The organism is Streptomyces sp. NPDC059371, assembly GCF_042751995.1.
Taxonomy (GTDB): Bacteria; Actinomycetota; Actinomycetes; order Streptomycetales; family Streptomycetaceae; genus Streptomyces.
The window spans coordinates 38016-54176 of the sequence record NZ_JBHYXD010000019.1 but is presented as its reverse complement, the minus strand read 5'-3'; the positions used below and the strand labels follow the sequence as shown (position 1 = coordinate 54176).

Annotated in this window: 12 protein-coding genes; 5 read left to right on the top strand and 7 right to left on the bottom strand. The window is 71.8% G+C overall.

Features of this window, described 5'->3' with window-relative positions; genetic code table 11:
* Positions 1 to 144 precede the first annotated feature (144 nt).
* Complete coding sequence (locus tag ACFXGX_RS13915; protein WP_078943692.1) at positions 145 to 450, bottom strand: WXG100 family type VII secretion target; 306 nt, start codon at positions 448 to 450, stop codon at positions 145 to 147.
* A 277-nt stretch (positions 451 to 727) separates the two neighbouring features.
* Here ACFXGX_RS13915 and ACFXGX_RS13910 point away from each other — a divergent pair, with 277 nt between their 5' ends.
* Both ACFXGX_RS13910 and ACFXGX_RS13905 read left to right on the top strand, forming a co-directional pair.
* A complete protein-coding gene (locus ACFXGX_RS13910) occupies positions 728 to 5293 on the top strand; it encodes an FtsK/SpoIIIE domain-containing protein (RefSeq protein WP_384789528.1) in 4566 nt (1521 codons plus the stop codon).
* Positions 5294 to 5345: 52 nt separating this feature from the next.
* The gene (locus ACFXGX_RS13905) at positions 5346 to 5948 is read left to right on the top strand and encodes a hypothetical protein (RefSeq protein WP_384789525.1); all 603 of its coding nucleotides are present in this window, start codon (positions 5346 to 5348) and stop codon (positions 5946 to 5948) included.
* Between the two features lie 24 nt (positions 5949 to 5972).
* Here the strand turns inward: ACFXGX_RS13905 and ACFXGX_RS13900 are convergent, their stop codons facing one another.
* Both ACFXGX_RS13900 and ACFXGX_RS13895 read right to left on the bottom strand, forming a co-directional pair.
* On the bottom strand, positions 5973 to 7796 hold the full coding sequence (locus ACFXGX_RS13900) for a serine/threonine-protein kinase (RefSeq protein WP_384789712.1): 1824 nt from the start codon (positions 7794 to 7796) through the stop codon (positions 5973 to 5975).
* A gap of 97 nt (positions 7797 to 7893) precedes the next feature.
* Entirely contained in the window at positions 7894 to 8742 is an 849-nt protein-coding gene (locus ACFXGX_RS13895; protein ID WP_355762557.1) for a menaquinone biosynthesis protein, read from the bottom strand.
* Between the two features lie 345 nt (positions 8743 to 9087).
* Here ACFXGX_RS13895 and ACFXGX_RS13890 point away from each other — a divergent pair, with 345 nt between their 5' ends.
* On the top strand, positions 9088 to 9291 hold the full coding sequence (locus ACFXGX_RS13890; RefSeq protein ID WP_037627265.1) for a cold-shock protein: 204 nt from the start codon (positions 9088 to 9090) through the stop codon (positions 9289 to 9291).
* A 108-nt stretch (positions 9292 to 9399) separates the two neighbouring features.
* On the opposite strand, the gene ACFXGX_RS13885 is transcribed toward ACFXGX_RS13890, so the two are convergent.
* Positions 9400 to 11304: an AMP-dependent synthetase/ligase gene (locus ACFXGX_RS13885; protein WP_384789522.1), complete on the bottom strand. Its 1905-nt coding sequence runs from the start codon at positions 11302 to 11304 to the stop codon at positions 9400 to 9402.
* 548 nt (positions 11305 to 11852) lie between these two features.
* Between ACFXGX_RS13885 and ACFXGX_RS13880 the strand changes: the two genes are divergently transcribed.
* A complete protein-coding gene (locus ACFXGX_RS13880) occupies positions 11853 to 12962 on the top strand; it encodes a MaoC/PaaZ C-terminal domain-containing protein (protein WP_384789709.1) in 1110 nt (369 codons plus the stop codon).
* 203 nt (positions 12963 to 13165) lie between these two features.
* Positions 13166 to 14458, top strand: a complete 1293-nt coding sequence (locus tag ACFXGX_RS13875) for a DUF6716 putative glycosyltransferase (RefSeq protein WP_384789520.1) — start codon at positions 13166 to 13168, stop codon at positions 14456 to 14458.
* A gap of 58 nt (positions 14459 to 14516) precedes the next feature.
* On the opposite strand, the gene ACFXGX_RS13870 is transcribed toward ACFXGX_RS13875, so the two are convergent.
* The 3 genes from ACFXGX_RS13870 to ACFXGX_RS13860 all read right to left on the bottom strand — a co-directional run bounded on the left by ACFXGX_RS13870 (position 14517) and on the right by ACFXGX_RS13860 (position 16161).
* Entirely contained in the window at positions 14517 to 15191 is a 675-nt protein-coding gene (locus ACFXGX_RS13870; protein ID WP_384789517.1) for a TetR/AcrR family transcriptional regulator, read from the bottom strand.
* 47 nt (positions 15192 to 15238) lie between these two features.
* Positions 15239 to 15544 (bottom strand): DUF4229 domain-containing protein, encoded by a 306-nt coding sequence (locus tag ACFXGX_RS13865; RefSeq protein ID WP_384789514.1) that lies wholly within the window; start codon positions 15542 to 15544, stop codon positions 15239 to 15241.
* A gap of 83 nt (positions 15545 to 15627) precedes the next feature.
* Positions 15628 to 16161, bottom strand: a complete 534-nt coding sequence (locus tag ACFXGX_RS13860; protein ID WP_384789511.1) for a GNAT family N-acetyltransferase — start codon at positions 16159 to 16161, stop codon at positions 15628 to 15630.

Here is a 16161-nt window from a genome sequence, read left to right as displayed (position 1 = left end):
TTGCGCGTTTGTTTTGTGGTGTGTGTGGTGGGGGTTGTTCGCTTTCTCGCTCTCACCCGCGTTTCTCTCCCCCCCTTGTGGGGTGGGTGGTGCCCCGCCCCCCGGCCCCCCCCCGCCTGGCACAACCTGTCGGCGCCGCAGGTACTAGCCCTTGACACCCTTAGCCAGCTGATCATCCAGATCCTCATAGGCCTTCGCCGCGTCCTCCAGGAACTTGGCCATTCCCTTGAGGCCCTCGAGGGTGTCCTTCATGCCCTTGGTGAACTCCTTGAAGGAGTCGTCGAAGGCCTGGGAGCCCTTGGACGTCGTGTAGCCGTCGGCGACGAGGCCGTCGATGTAGCTGTCGAGGCCGTGGAGCTTGTCCTCCATCTTCTCCTTCTCGTGGCCGAGTCGCTTCGCAGCGTGCCGCATCTTCTCGTAAGTGATGTCCGCGTCTTTGCCGCCGGCCATGTGGCGTCCTCCATGCTTCAACTCGCCGCAGGGCCAACCCCCGTGGCTCCTGATGCGGATGGTGCGATCGTCCGCATCGAGCAAGCAGCTTACTTACGGCGCTTGCAGGCGCACACCCCGGTTGTGTCACGAGCGCGCACCAAGGGCCTTTCCCGGAAGGGGCCTTCGTTGTTCCCTCACACGGGCCGTTGCCTGCGGGAAGCGGTGAGCGGATATGGTCGGAAGCACTGTGGCCCGCGTTCCGGAAGCGGCCCTCGGTGTCTGGGGGAGGACGAGCGTGCGGCTGACTCTGACCGTCGTCGACCCGCTCGGCGGCGCCACCGCCGATGTGGTTCTCGACGCGGATCCCGAGTCCTCGGTGGGGGACATCGCCAAAGAGCTCGCGGAGCACGTCGGTTACGGCGGCGGTGCGCAGATCATCCCCATCGGCCATCACCAGGGGGCCGCGGGCGGCGGTGCGCCGGTCGCGTACGTGGACGGCTATCCCGTCGATCCCGCCGCGACCATCGCCACCTCGCCGCTGCGCGAGGGCGCCGTCGTGAGTCTGCACGACCCGGCCGGCTGTCTGCCCGGCGAGCCGACCGGACTGGTCGAACTGCGGGTGGCGGGCGGTCCGTCGGCGGGTGCCGTGCACCGGCTCGGGATCGGCCGGTACGACATCGGCGCCGGGGCGGCCTCGTACGTCCGGATCGACGATCCCGAACTTCCGCAAAGGGCGCTGACGTTGTCAGTTGCAACGGACGGAACGTGCGGCGTCACCGTGCACGGGGAGAAGAAGGGCGTCACCCTCGACGGCGAACCCTTCGAGGAGCGCGAGGACGAGAGCTGGCCCCTCGGCGGCCAGGTCGCGGTCGGCAACACCCTTCTGCAGCTCGACCGTTACACCCAGCCCGACGCCGCGCTGAAGTGGTCGGAGGACGGCGCCGGTCTCGACTACAACCGGCCCCCGCGTCTGCGTCCGCCGGAGCGCGAGACGAAGTTCCGGCTGCCGAGCCCCGTACGGGACTACGAGGCCCGGCCGCTGCCCTGGCTGATGGCGCTGACGCCGCTGGTCAGTGCCATCGTCATGGTGCTGGTCTTCGGGCGCTGGTACTACATGATCATGGCTCTGCTGAGCCCGCTCATCATGCTCGGCAACTACTTCATGGACAAGAAGCAGGGCCGCAAGTCCCACGCCAAGCAGGTCAAGGAGTACAACGAGCACAAGGCGCGGATCGAGAAGGACGCCCAGGAGGCACTGCTCGCCGAACGCCTCGACCGGCGCCGGGCGATCCCCGATCCGGCGACCGTGCTGTCGCTGGGCACCGGGCCGCGCACCCGGCTGTGGGAGCGGCGCCGCACCGACGCCGACCATCTGCTGCTGCGCGTCGGCACCGGACGGCTGCCGTCCGAGGTCCTGCTCGACGACCCCGAGCAGGACGACCACAAGCGCCAGGTCACCTGGACCATCGAGGACGCACCGGTCTCCCTCCCGCTCGCGGAGCGCGGTGTCGTCGGCATCGCCGGGCCCGGTGACTCGGCCCAGGCGCTGGGCCGTTGGGCCGTCGCGCAGACCGCGGTGCTGCACAGCCCGCTGGACGTCCAGTTCTACGTCCTGACGGAGAGCAGCGGCCAGGAGAGCTGGGACTGGGTGCGCTGGCTCCCGCACAGCAGGCCCGCCGGCGCCCAGGACGCCAACGTTCTCATCGGCACGGACGCCGAGACGGTCGGCGCCCGCATCGGCGAGCTGACCCAGCTCCTCGACGCCCGCCAGAAGGCCGCCAAGCAGAACGGCAACAAGGCCTCGTTCAGCGATCCGGACATCGTCGTCGTCTGGGACGGCTCCCGGCGGCTGCGGTCCATGCCGGGTGTGGTGCGGCTGCTGCGCGAGGGCCCCGCCATGTCCATGTACGCGATCTGTCTGGACGCCGAGGAGCGGTTCCTGCCCGGCGAGTGCCAGGCCATCGTCATCGCGGAGCCGAAGCCCGAGGAACACCCGGACGCGCAGGCGCCCGCCAGGACCGCGCCGGCCGCCCCCGGCGGCTTCCCCTCCTTCCACGCCTGGCACGCCACCGAGGCCGACGACTCCGCCACCGGAACGTCCAAGGCACTCGAACTGCGGCTGCGGGTGCAGCAGACGGGCGTCGCCCGCGTACGGGACGTACGGCCCGACTTCGTGTCGGCCGCCTGGAGCTCCCGGCTCGCGCGCGCCCTGTCCGCGCTGCGCGACATCAGCGGCGAGACCGAGGACTCCGCCCTGCCCGGCGCCAGCCGGCTGCTCGACGTACTGCAACTGGAGCCGCCGACCGGGGACGCGATCAGCGCGCGCTGGCGGATGGGCGGGCAGTCGACGACGGCGGTCATCGGTGAGTCGTACGACGGCCCGTTCGGCATCGACATGCGGCGCGACGGCCCGCACGGTCTCATCGCCGGTACGACGGGCTCCGGAAAGTCGGAGCTGCTCCAGACGATCGTGGCATCGCTGGCCGTGGCCAACACCCCCGAGAACATGACGTTCGTCCTCGTCGACTACAAGGGCGGCTCGGCGTTCAAGGACTGCGTCCAACTCCCGCACACCGTCGGCATGGTGACCGACCTCGACGCCCATCTCGTCGAGCGTGCGCTGGAATCGCTCGGCGCGGAGCTCAAGCGGCGCGAGCACATCCTGGCCGACGCCGACGCCAAGGACATCGAGGACTACCAGGATCTCGTACGCCGTGATCCCTCGTACGCTCCCGTGCCCCGACTCCTCATCGTCATCGACGAGTTCGCCTCCATGGTGCGCGACCTGCCCGACTTCGTAGCGGGTCTGGTCAACATCGCCCAGCGAGGCCGTTCGCTCGGTATCCACCTGCTGCTGGCCACCCAGCGGCCGAGCGGTGTCGTATCGCCGGAGATCCGGGCCAACACCAACCTCCGGATAGCGCTGCGCGTCACCGACGGCGGCGAGTCGAGCGACGTCATCGACTCCCCCGAGGCCGGGCACATCTCCAAGAACACACCGGGCCGCGCGTACGTCCGTCTCGGGCACGCCTCGCTCGTACCGTTCCAGTCGGGGCGCGTCGGTGGCCGCCGGCCCGGTGCCGCCGATCCGGCTGCGCTCGCGCCCTGGGCGGGCCCCCTCGGCTGGTCGGACCTCGGGCGGGCCACGCTGGTCAAGCCGAAGGCCGAGCAGCGCGAGGAGGAGGAGATCACCGACCTCAAGGTGCTGGTCGACGCCGTGCGCGAGGCCAACCGGGCCCTCGGCATCCCGCCCCAGCACAGCCCCTGGCTGCCCGCCCTCGCCGAGACACTGCTGCTCGACGAGATCACCCCGCCCGCGTTCTCCGGCGGTCCGGGCAAGCTGCCGCCCGCCCCGTACGGCGTCGAGGACCTGCCCGCCGACCAGGCCCGCCGGCCCGTCGTGGTCGACTTCGCCTCCTTCGGGCATCTGCTCATCGGCGGCGCACCCCGCAGCGGACGATCGCAGATCCTGCGGACGATCGCGGGTTCGCTGGCCCGCACCCACTCGGTGGCCGACGTCCATCTGTACGGCATCGACTGCGGCAACGGCGCGCTCAACGCGCTGGCCCGGCTGCCGCACTGCGGCGCCGTCGTCGGCCGCAACCAGACCGAGCGCGTGGTCCGCCTCATCGCCCGCCTCAAGGGTGAACTGACCCGCAGGCAGGACCTGTTGGCGGACAAGGGCTTCGCGGACATCGGCGAGCAGCGGGCCGCGTCGGGAGCGGATGAACGGCTCCCGCACATCGTGGTGCTGCTCGACCGGTGGGAGGGCTGGCTGCCGACGCTCGGCGAGTACGACCACGGCGATCTGACCGACCAGCTCACCGCGATGATGCGCGAGGGCGCGAGCGTCGGACTGCACCTGGTGATGACGGGCGACCGGCAGATCCTCTCCGCCCGGATCGGCTCGCTCACCGAGGACAAGTACGCCCTGCGGCTCGCCGACCGCTCCGACTTCTCGCTGATCGGCGTCAACGCGCGCAAGATCCCCGAGGAGATCCCGCCCGGCCGCGGTTACCGCAACGAGCACGGCACCGAGACCCAGTTCGCCCTGCTCACGGAGGACTCGACCGGTCAGGGCCAGGCCGCGGCACTCACCGCGATCGGCGAGGCCGCCGCTGCACGGGACGCCGAACTGCCGCGCGCCCGGCGCCCGTTCCGGGTCGACGTGCTGCCCACCCGGATCGGCTTCGCCGACGCCTGGGAGATGCGCGACCCGGAGGCCTCCCGCTCCCGGCTGTGGAGCCTGGTGGGCATCGGCGGCGACGACGTCAGGGGCTTCGGCCCGGACCTCTCCCAGGGCGTGCCGACGTTCGTCGTCGCGGGCCCCGCCAAGTCCGGCCGCAGCACGACGCTGATGAACATGGCCCGGTCGTATCTGGCCCAGGGCGTACGACTGGTCGTCGCGGCGCCCCGCCCGTCACCGTTGCGCGAACTGGACGGCCAGGAGGGCGTGTTGAAGGTCTTCGACGAGGACGACATCGAGGGCGACGACCTGCGCGAGGCCATCGACTCGGCGACGCCGGAGGAGCCGATCGTGGTGCTGGTCGACGACGGCGAGGTCCTGGAGGACTGCGACGCCGAGACGGTCTTCAAGCGGATCGTGCAGCGCGGCGGCGAACGCGGTCTCGGCCTGGTCATCGCCGGTGACGAGGAGGACGTGTGCAGCGGTTTCTCCGGCTGGCAGGTCGAGATGAAGAAGGGCCGCCGCGGCATCCTGCTGTCCCCGCAGGACTCCTCCGCGGGTGAGCTGATCGGCATCCGTACGAACCGCAGCATGGTCGGCGGCCCCGTCGCCCCCGGCAAGGGCCTGCTGCACCTGGGCGACGGGGAGCCGCTGACGGTGACGACACCGATGTAGGCCGCCGGAACAACCCACCGGAAGAAGCGCGAGAGAAGGAGGGAACGGGCGGGTGAGCGGATCGGCGAAGCCCGGACGGCGGAAGGCCGCCGGGGCGGCCCTGCGCTACGAGCACGTGCGGCAGCGGCCGTCCGCGTGGGCGCAGGCGCGGGAGAAGGCGTCCCGAAGGGAGTCGTGGGGCGGCTGTCTGGCCCTTCTGACCGTGGCGGCCGCGATCATCGGGTTCGCGCTCACGATCATGACCTTGGGGACCGAGCTCTGGGGCTCCGCGGCCCCCGCCTGGCCGGGCGGGGGCTACGGCTTCGCGGCCGTCGTCGGGGCCGCCGGACCCCTCGGCCTGGCCGCCGTGATCGCGACCCTCGGCCGGACGCGGTGGAAGACGAACCCGCTGCGCTCGCTCGGCTGGGTGCTCGCCTCGCTGCCCGGAGTCGCCGCCTCCTTCGTGTGGGTGGTGGTCGCCTTCGCGGGCTTCCGCCCCAAGCACCGGCGCGACTGGAACTCCGGGTGCTACAGCCGGGGCAAGCCCTGCTGGGTGCACGTCGAGTACCCCTGGGTGTGGGCCGTCGGCCTGCTCTCGACGGTGCTCGCCACCGCCGTGCTGTTCACCGTGCTCTTCAGGATCGACAAGGCCCGCCGGAGCACGGCGGCCGGCTGAACCGGGGTCCGGCCGGCGCCGTGGTCAGCCCACCTTGGTCATCCTGGCCACCGGGTCCCCCGCCTCCGGGTTGTCCGTCTCGTACGTGAGGTCGCTGCCGACGGGCGTCAGCCGGACCTCGTGCCGTCCCGTCGTGCAGACGTCCCGGTTGGACTCCGAGGCCACGCTCGTCGCGACGAGCTGCTTCTTCGTGACCTTCTTGAGGACGAGGACGTCGTCGCAGATGCCGCCGATCTGGTCGGTCTGCCGGAACGTGCCCAACTCCTCTCCCACGGCCGCCTGGTGGACGGTGACACGGAAGGTCCCCATGGGCAGGGTGCCGCTGAGGCCGAGGCCATCGCCCTCCCAGGTGCCGACGTAGGAGGCAGGGATCGTGGACTGCTCGCCGCCCGGATCGGAGGCGCTCTTCGTCGGGGCCGGTTCCGGGGCGCTCGCCGTGGAGCCCGGCCGTGTGGCGCTGGCCGAGGGATCGGAGCCGGTGGCGCTCCGGCTCGCCGACGGGCGTCCGCCCGCGACGCTCCCGTTGTCGTCGGCGCCGCCGCCCGGCAGCAGGTCGAAGAGGAACGCGGACCCCACGGTCACCGCCGCCAGCGCTCCCGCGACGGCGAGTGCGACCGTGCAGCTCATCCTGCGGCCCTGTCCGCCGGCCCCCGGCGCGGAGGTCGCCGCCACGCTGACCGAGAGCTTGCCGGGCCGGTCGGCCGTGCGCGGGTCCGACGTCCCCTCACGGTGTACGGCGTCCTGGGGCCCGGCGGTCCCGTCCTGGCCCTGCCGCGGTACGTAGGGAGGCATCGCGGGCGGCGGCCCGAAGCCCGGCGGAGGGGGCCCGAAGCCCCCGCCCGAACCCGGCACCCCGGTGCCCGTCCCGGCACCGGTCCCTGCCGCTCGGCCCGCCTCGACCGACGGGCTGCTGAAGCCCAACGGCCCGGAGGGCGTGACCTGCGCGGCCCCCGTCGCCTCAAGGTTCAGCAGTTGTACGGCACTTCGGCTCACCCGCTCGACCAGGGCGCCCGGCAGCCAGCCCGCCGACACCAGCCGGGCCGCGCCCTGCGGTGCGAGCCGGACGGCCACCTCGCCCGGAGTGGGCCGCGCCGCGGGCTCCTTGGCCAGGCAGGCCGCCACCAGCTCGCGCAACTCGCCTTCCAGGGATTCGAGTCGCGGTTCTTCGTGCACCACTTTGTAGAGGAGGGAGGCGGAGGAGTCACCGGGGAAGGGCGGCTCGCCGGTGGCGGCGTACGCGAGGACCGCGCCGAGCGAGAAGACGTCCGCGGCTCCCGTGACGCCCTTGCCGAGGATCTGCTCGGGGGACATGTAGCCGGGTGAGCCGACCGAGACCCCCGTCGAGGTCAGGGAGGCGGTGCCGTCCGTGGCCCGGGCGATGCCGAAGTCGATGAGGAGCGGACCGTCGAGGGTGAGCAGCACGTTGGAGGGTTTGACGTCACGATGGACGAGGCCCAGCGCGTGGACCGCGGTGAGCGCCTCGGCCAGACCGGCGCCGAGCACGCGCGCGGAGTGGGCCGGGAGCGGCCCGCCGTCGGCGATCGCCGACGTCAGGGAGGGGCCGGCCGCGTAGCCGGTGGCGACCCAGGGGACCGGCGCCTCCGGGTCCGCGTCCAGGACGGGCGCCGTCCACGCGCCGCCCACCCGCCGCGCCGCCTCGACCTCGCGGCGGAAGCGGGCGCGGAACTCCTCGTCGAGCGCGAAGTGCGGATGCACGATCTTGACCGCGACCGTACGTCCGCCCGCGCTGCGTCCCAGATACACGCGCCCCATGCCGCCGGACCCCAGCCGGCCGAGCAGCCGATAGGGCCCCACGACCGTGGGTTCGTCGGCTCCGAGCGGCTGCATGGCACTCACGGTTCCCCCTCCCCCGTACACACTGCCCAGCAGCGTAGTGCCGTGCGCGCCCCCGGCCCCGAAACCGACCGGGACCGGGGCCGGCGTCTCATGGCTGCAGGAGCCGTACGTTCACATCCGCCGGGAACCCGGTGGTCGAGCCGACCCGGCGCGCGAACTCCCGTACGGCCTCGAGCTGCGGGCCGCCGAAGCGGAAGTCGAGCGTCGTGAAGTACTGCTCCAGGACGGACTCGTCGAACTCCTCCCACCGGGCCGCCTGCTCGGCGACCTTGGAGACCTCGTCGAGGGAGAGGTCCCGGGAGGAGAGGAAGGCCTGGTGCACCTTGCGGGTGACGAGCGGCTCGCGTTCCAGGTAGTCGCGCCGGGCCGCCCACACGGCGAAGACGAACGGCAGGCCCGTCCACTCCTTCCACAGCGCGCCGAGGTCGTGCACCTGGAGCCCGTACTTCGGTCCGTCGAGCAGGTTGGCGCGCAGCGCCGCGTCGCCGATGAGGACGGCGGCGTCGGCCTCCTGCATCATCAGGCTCAGATCCGGCGGGCACGTGTAGTACGAGGGCCGCACCCCGACCTTCTCGGCCAGCAGGAGCTGGGCGAGCCGCACGGAGGTGCGCGAGGTCGAGCCGAGGGCGACGCGGGCGCCGTCCAGTTGGTCGAGAGGGACCTGCGAGACGATCACGCAGGACATCACGGGGCCGTCGCAGCCGACGGCGATGTCCGGAAAGGCGACGAGGTCGTCGGCGTGCTTGAGGAACTCGACGAGCGTGATGGGCCCGATGTCGAGGTCCCCTCGCACCAGCTTCTCGCTGAGCTTCTCGGGGGTGTCCTTGGTGAGCTCGAAGTCGAGGAGCGTGCCCGTTCTCGCGAGCCCCCAGTACAGGGGGAGGCAGTTCAGGAACTGGATGTGGCCGACGCGCGGCCGGGTGCGAGAATTGTCCACATCGCGAGGCTAGACCCCATCCGGTGGCGTGCGGGCTCCAGGGTCGGCGTGTGCGGGTGGAAACCGTCCCGACGCCTCGTGTCAACCGTTGTGACACCCCGGAGTCAACGCACGTCAGACCCCTGACACCCGTGCGAAGCACCCGTCCGGATGACGTGATCTTTGCCTCTATTGCTTTCGGCTGCCTGCGTGCTAGGCTCGCCGCAAGTTGCAGTTTGGTTTCCCTTGCAGTACAGAGCCTGCGGAGCATGTGACCGCGGGCTCTCGTCGTTTTCAGACGTATGCAGTTGTTTACACAATCGCAGGTTCTGGAGCAGGGCAACCCTTTGGGCCCAAGGAGGGCTTATGGCTACCGGAACCGTGAAGTGGTTCAACGCCGAAAAGGGCTTTGGTTTCATTGCCCAGGAAGGCGGCGGCCCGGACGTCTTCGTCCACTACTCCGCGATCAACGCGAACGGTTTCCGTTCGCTCGAAGAGAACCAGTCGGTTTCCTTCGACGTCACGCAGGGTCCGAAGGGCCCGCAGGCGGAGAACGTCACTCCGCTCTAAGCCTGCGGCTCCATGAGCCCAAAGCTTTGATCCGGAACGGATAGCAGTACCCAAGGAGCCCCGCACCAGCCGGTAGCGGGGCTCCTGCCTTTCGCCGTCACGCGGGGGCTACGTCGCGTACAGGGCCTCTATCTCCCTGCCGAAGTCCTTCTCGATCGCCGTGCGCCGCAGCTTCATCGACGGGGTGAGGTGGCCGGCCGCCTCGGTGAAGTCGACGGGCAGGACGGTGAAGCGGCGGATGGACTCGGGGCGCGAGACATGCCGGTTGGTCTCGTTCACGGCGCGCTGCAGGATGGCCAGCAACTCCGGATCGTCCATGACGAGTTCGGGCGGAACCGGGTGCTTGCCGTTCATCCGGCGCCAGTGGGCGACGCCCTCGGGGTCGAGGGTGATGAGGGCGGAGACGAAGGGCCGGCGGTCCCCGAGCACCATGCACTGGGCGATCAGCGGATGGGAGCGGAGAAAGTCCTGGAGGGGCGCGGGAGCGACGTTCTTGCCGCCCGCGGTGATCAGGATCTCCTTCTTGCGGCCGGTGATGGCGAGATAGCCGCCGTCGTCCAGCTCTCCGATGTCACCGGTGGCGAACCAGCCGTCCGGGGCCGCGTCGACGACACCGCCCGCGTGCGGGTCCCAGTAGCCGCGGAAGACCTGCGCGCCGCACAGCAGCACCTCCCCGTCGGCGGCGATCCGCACCCGGGTGCCCGGCAGGGGCCGGCCCACCGTGCCGAGGCGCGGCTTCTGCGGGGGCGTGACCGTCGCGGCGGCCGTGGTCTCCGTGAGTCCGTACCCCTCGAAGATCTCGATGCCGGCTCCCGCGTAGAAGGCGGCGAGCCGGCGGCCGAGCGGGGACCCGCCGCAGATGGCGTGCCGGACCCGGCCTCCGAGGGCGTTGCGGATACGGCGGTAGACCAGGGGGTCGTAGAGGGCGCGGGCGGTACGGAGGGACCGGCTCGGGCCGGGACCCGTGCCGTGCTGCCGGGCCTCGACGGCCTCGCCGTACTTCTGGGCGATCCGGGCCGCCCGGTCGAAGGACGAACCGCGGCCCATCCGTTCGGCGGTGGCGCGGCCGGTGTTGAAGACCTTCTCCAGGACGTACGGAATGGCGAGCAGGAAGGTCGGCTTGAACGAGGCCAGGTCCGCGAGGAGTTCCTCGGTCTGGAGGCTGGGCGCGTGACCGAGTTTCACCCGCGCGCGCAGACAGGCCACGGCCACCATGCGGCCGAAGACGTGCGAGAGGGGGAGGAAGAGGAGGGTGGAGGCGGGGTCCTGGGAGCGGGCCTTGAAGATCGGGTAGAGCAGTTCGACGGCGTTGTCGACCTCGGCGAAGAAGTTGCCGTGGGTGAGGGCGCAGCCCTTGGGGCGGCCGGTGGTGCCCGAGGTGTAGATCAGGGTGGCGAGGGTGTCCGGGCCCAGCACCCCACGCCGTACGGCCACTTCCTGGTCCGGGACGTCGCGGCCGAGCTCCGCGAGGCGCTCCACATGGCCCTTCTCGAAGACCCACATGTGCCTCAGATCGGGGATGTGCGCGCGCTCGGGGCCGAGCGCGGCGGCCTGCGCCACGGACTCCACGGCGAGCGCGACAGCCCCCGAGTCCTGGAGGATCCAGCGGGTCTGGAAGACCGAGGAGGTCGGGTAGACCGGCACGGTGACCAGGCCGGCGGCCCAGGCGGCGAAGTCGAGGAGGGTCCACTCGTACGTCGTCCGGGCCATGATCGCGATCCGGTCGCCCGGCACCAGCCCCTCCGCGATCAGCCCCTTGGCCACCGCGAGGACCTCGTCCGCGAACTCGGCGGCGCTCACGTCCCGCCAGCCTTCGCCGTCCGGGGTCTTCCGGCTGAGGACCGGTTCCAGCGGAGCGGCGGCCGCGTTGTCGAACGGGATGTCCGCGAGGGAGCCGTGCGTCACCTGGCCCGCGATCGGCGGCATCGCGACCTCGCGCACGACACCGTCCAGCCGCTTGATCTCGGGCTCCGGCAAGGGAGGGGCGGAGTCGGACGAGTAGGGGCTGGACACGGGGCGGCTCCTTGTCGGCCGGGAGGCCGGGGCGGGTGCAAGGCGTGTTCGGGCTCGGCGGAGCGCGCGGCGGCGCGAAATCTCATACGGCCCTGGGGAGTGGGGGGTTCAGGGGTCTCGGCAACCCGGTGAGACGGGGATCCTACGGCGCCGAAGTGTGGGGTTTGTGACGTATTGCCGCAGGTGGAGTGCGGGTTACCCGGGGTAGCTGTGCCCTTTGCCCGGCCACGACTGCCGCCGTCGGCAGCCCTGGTGGCCCCGGGACCGGACCACCCGGCACCGGCACTCCGAAGGCTCCGGGTCTCATCCCCGGACAGCCCGCCCCCGGGAGATCGCCGTACCTCATCTCGACCCACGCCTCCCCCTGACGTAGCCTTACCCCCGGTAACTTACTTCAGAGTCACCTCATGCCCGCCCGGAAGCCGGACAATCCCGCCGCCGCGCAGCCCCCCGTCCGCGGAACCCCGCACCACCCCCACCCGCTCGCCGAACCCCGCGTCGCACCGCCCGCCGAGAGCCGCACCTTCACCGTCCGCATGGAGACTCCGATGCGCACCCAGCCGCCCGTCCGCCCCGAGCCGCGGACGCACACCCTCGACGCCGCCCCCTCGCTCGTCCCGCTGCTGGCCCGCGGTGCCCTGCTCTCCCCCTTCAAGCGGCCCCGCCCGGACGCCCCGGTCCCCGCCACCCGGCTCGTTCTCTCCGGAGTGCGGATCGACCTCGCCCATCTCGCCGCGTACGAGCGGGTGTGCGGGTTCCCGACCGGCGCGGACGCCCTGCCGGTCACGTATCCGCACGTGCTCGCCTTTCCGCTGGCGATGCGGATCCTGGCGGGGCGCGCGTTCCCGCTTCCGCTGCTCGGGCTGGTGCACACCTCGATCGAGATCACCCGGTACCAGGAGTGCGCGGCGAACGCGGAGTACGAACTCGCGGTGCTGGTGGAGAAGCTGGCGCCGCACCGGCGGGGCACGGAGGCGACCGTGCTGACCGAGGCACGGGTCCACGGCACGCTCGTATGGGAGTCGAGGAGCACCTACCTGGCCCGGCACCGCCCCCGGAACCCGGACAAGACCCCCGCCCAAGCCCACGACCACCACCGGAATCCGGACCCGGACCACAACCACGATCGGGACCTGGACCTCGGTCGGGAGCTGGACCCGGACCACGACCACGGCCGGGACCTGGAGCCGGACCACGACCACAGCCCGGACCTGGACCCGGAGCCGGACCACGGTCGGGACCCAAACCACGACCACGACCGGGACCAGGACCCTGCGCACCGCCAGGACCGCCAGGACCCCGCCCCCCGGCAGGGCTCCGGGACGCTGCCCGCCCTCGCCGAGTGGCGGCTCGGTCCGGACGTCGGGCGTCGCTACGGTGCCGTCTCCGGGGACCGCAACCCCATCCATCTGCACCCCCTCACCGCCCGCCTCTTCGGCTTCCCGCGCGCCATCGCGCACGGCATGTGGACGGTCGCCCGCTGCCTCGCCGAGTACGGTCCGGGACAAGCGGTCGATGTACGGGCCGAGTTCAGGGCGCCGGTGCCGCTGCCCGGGGCGGTGACGTACGCCGCGCGGGGGCCGGAGTTCGAGCTCCGCTCGGACGGACGGGTCCATCTGACCGGCGACGTACGCCCGCCGCGGCCGCGAGACACGTGAACTTCGAGCGAACAGTGCATGGCGAAAGCCCCCGCCGCGCACCCCGGCTGTCGTCAACTCGCAGGTGAAGAAGTCGCGTTGAGAAAGCTCTCACAGTCCACACCCAGGGCACCAAGGCGGCTTCAAGCAGCCCCTCATCCCACCCTCAGACACCGTTCCTAGCCTCGGTCCACCCCGGCCGCCGCCAGGAAAGGCACCGAAGCATGCCCCCCAGACGAATCGCCGTCATCGCCGACTCCGACACCCGTTGGAAGTGGGGAGCGTCCGTCGCCCGGCAGATCGCTCCCGAGTACGCCCTCGACGCGCTCTTCCTGCGCACCCGGGCCACCCCGACGGAGCGCCAACTGACGGAGATCGGCATCGAGCCGGACACCCGGCGCGACGTCACGGTGGCGGAGCTGGTCGACGACGAGGAACTCGCCGCCGCCGACGTGCTCGTCCTGGCCACCGCGGGAGGCACCACACTCGCGCTCACCCACGGCCTGGGCATCGCGTGGGAGGGGAGGGAACGGCGGCCGGTCACCGTCACGGGATACGTCGGCGTCGTGTACGAGAAGATGGTCGACGGGCTGATGACCCGGGCCGGCACCGATCTCGTCCTCGCCAACAGCGCCTACGACGCGGACCGTTTCCGCGAGGCGTTCGCGAGCGTCGGCGTCGACCCCGGCTCGGTGGTGGAGTGCGCCCTGCCCTTCCTCGGCGGGGAGCCGTACGCGCCGTCCCCGGAGCGGCCCTTCACACTCACCTTCGCCGTCCAGCCGTCCGTGCCCAAGGGCCGGGTGTCCCGGCTCAAGCTGCTGGAGCGGGCGGCGACCCACGCGCGACGGCACCCCGACCGGCTGGTGCTGATGAAACTGCGCAGCCTCCCCGGCGAGCACACCACACACGTCGAGGCCGATCCGTACCAGCTCCTCATCGAGAGGATGACCGGGCCGGTCCCGGACAACCTGCGTCTCGTCTACGGCAACATGGGTGAAGTCCTGGACCGCACCGACCTGTTGGTGACGGTCAGCTCGACGGCCGCCCTGGAGTCGATGCACCGCGGCATCCCGACCGCGATCCTCACCGACTTCGGGGTCCGCGAGGCGCACGGCAACCACTACTTCGTGCACTCGGGCTGCCTCGCCTCCTGGGACGACCTGGACGCCGGCGCGGCGCCCCGCGTCGACCCGGCCTGGGCGGCACGGCAGGGCGTCGGCAAGAGCGATCCGTACGCCGCCGCCCGCGCCCGGGTCGCCGCGCTCGGGGCGACGGGCAGGCTGCCGGCACTGCGGCCGTACTACTCTCCGCAGCGGGCGGGGGCGTACCTCGCCGGCATCCTGGAGCGCAACGGCCTCGACGAGAAGGGCAGGCCGCTGACGCTCGCGGCGGGCGCGAGCGGCGGAGGTCCGGTGCGCACGGTGATCCGCCGGGCCGCGCGCAGCGGCGCCAAGTCCCTCTACCGGGTGGGCCGTGAGCGGGTGGCCCCCGCGCTGCGCCGGTGGGGCCAGGCCTGACCCCGCCCGGAGCGGCCCGGCCCCGCCCGGAACGGACAGGTGCCGGGGGCCGGAGGTGTCAGACCTCCGCGGTGGTCTGGGAGGGGATGACCGGGGCCGGCGGGGACCAGGGGCGGCCCTGCATGAGCGTGCCGAGTCCCGCCCAGGCGAAGTTCATCAGGGTGGCGGCGGCCTGCCGGGCCGAGACGCCCGGGGTGGCGTTGGCCCACGCGGCCATCGACTCGGCGGCGCCGACGAGCGCCTCCGCGAGCCCGGCGACCTCCCGCGCGGGCAGCGACGGGTCGCGGTGTGCCTCGCGCGCGGCGACGACGATCAACTGCGTGACGAAGCGGACCAGTTCCTCGCGCATCGCGAAGACCTCGGCGGCGAAGGGCTCTCCGTGCGTACGGGCCTGGAGGTGCAGGACCGCCCAGCCGTCCGGGTTCTCGGCCGTGTGCGTGAAGAACGCCCGCAGCCCTTCCCAGAGTTGACGGTCGGCGGGCAGGTCGGGGCGGACTCCGGCGCGGACCGCGTCGGTGAGCACCTTGGCCTCACGCCGGATGCACGCGGTGAACAGGTCTTCCTTCGAGTTCAGGTACAGGTAGACCAACGGCTTGGACACGCCCGCCAGTTCGGCGATCTCGTCCATCGACGCGGCCCGGTACCCGCGCTGCCCGAAGGTCCGTACGGCCGCGTCCAGCATCTGCTGTTCGCGTACCGCGCGGGGCATCCGCTTGTTCTTCACAGCACCCATGCGCCAAGCCTACGAGGGCGCGCGGCACGGCCGGGCGCACGGCGGTGTCAGGAGGCCTGGTGCGGGGCGCCCTGGGCGGTCTCGTCCAGGAGAGCGTCCTCCTGGTTGCGGTTGCGCTCCAGGTTGGCCTTGGCGCGGTCGACACGGGCGACGACCTGGGCCGAGGCGCGGTCGCGCGCGCCGCGCAGGACGACGAAGCTGATCGGCGCGGAGATCACCATGGCCAGCAGGACGACCCACATGTAGTTGGAGTCGCCGAGGCCGCGGGGGGCGACGCCCGAGTAGACGAGGCCCCAGACGACCACGAGGCAGCCCGCGAAGATACCGAGGCGCATCAGTGTGTAGCGGAACATCTCAATCCACTCTTCCGTTCCGAACGGTCCCAAAGAACTCCGTCCAGTGAAGCACGCCCGGACAGCGATCTTGCAGCGGGTCCTCAGCCGCGGACGGCGAGGGGCAGCAGCATCGTGATGTCGTCCCGGTCGTCGCCGGGCGCGACCCGGATCGCGCCGGGCACCCGCCCGACCTCCTTGTAGCCGCAGGAGGTGTAGAAACGCTCAAGCCCCTCGCCGCCCCGGCAGGTCAGCCGTATCGCGTCGACGCCGTCGAGACGGCCCGCGGCCTCCTCGACGGCGGCGAGCAGGTCCCGGCCGTACCCCTTGCCCTGGTGCCGCGGGTGCACCATCACGGTGTACAGCCAGGCCCAGTGCCGCATCAGCCGGTGGGTGTTGTGCGTGAGGAAGGCGGTCGCGGCGACGCCGCCCTCCTCGTCCCGGCCGACCAGCAGCCGGGTGCGGCCCTCCGCCATGGCGACGAAGTGCTTCACGAGTTCGGGGCGCACGTCGCCGGCGGCCACCGGCGGCACGAAGCCGACGGAGCCGCCCGCGTTGGAGACGTCCACCCAGAGGGCGACGACACCGTCCCGGAGCTCAGGGGTGACCGCCGGGTCCAGCTCGAAGACCAACGCCAC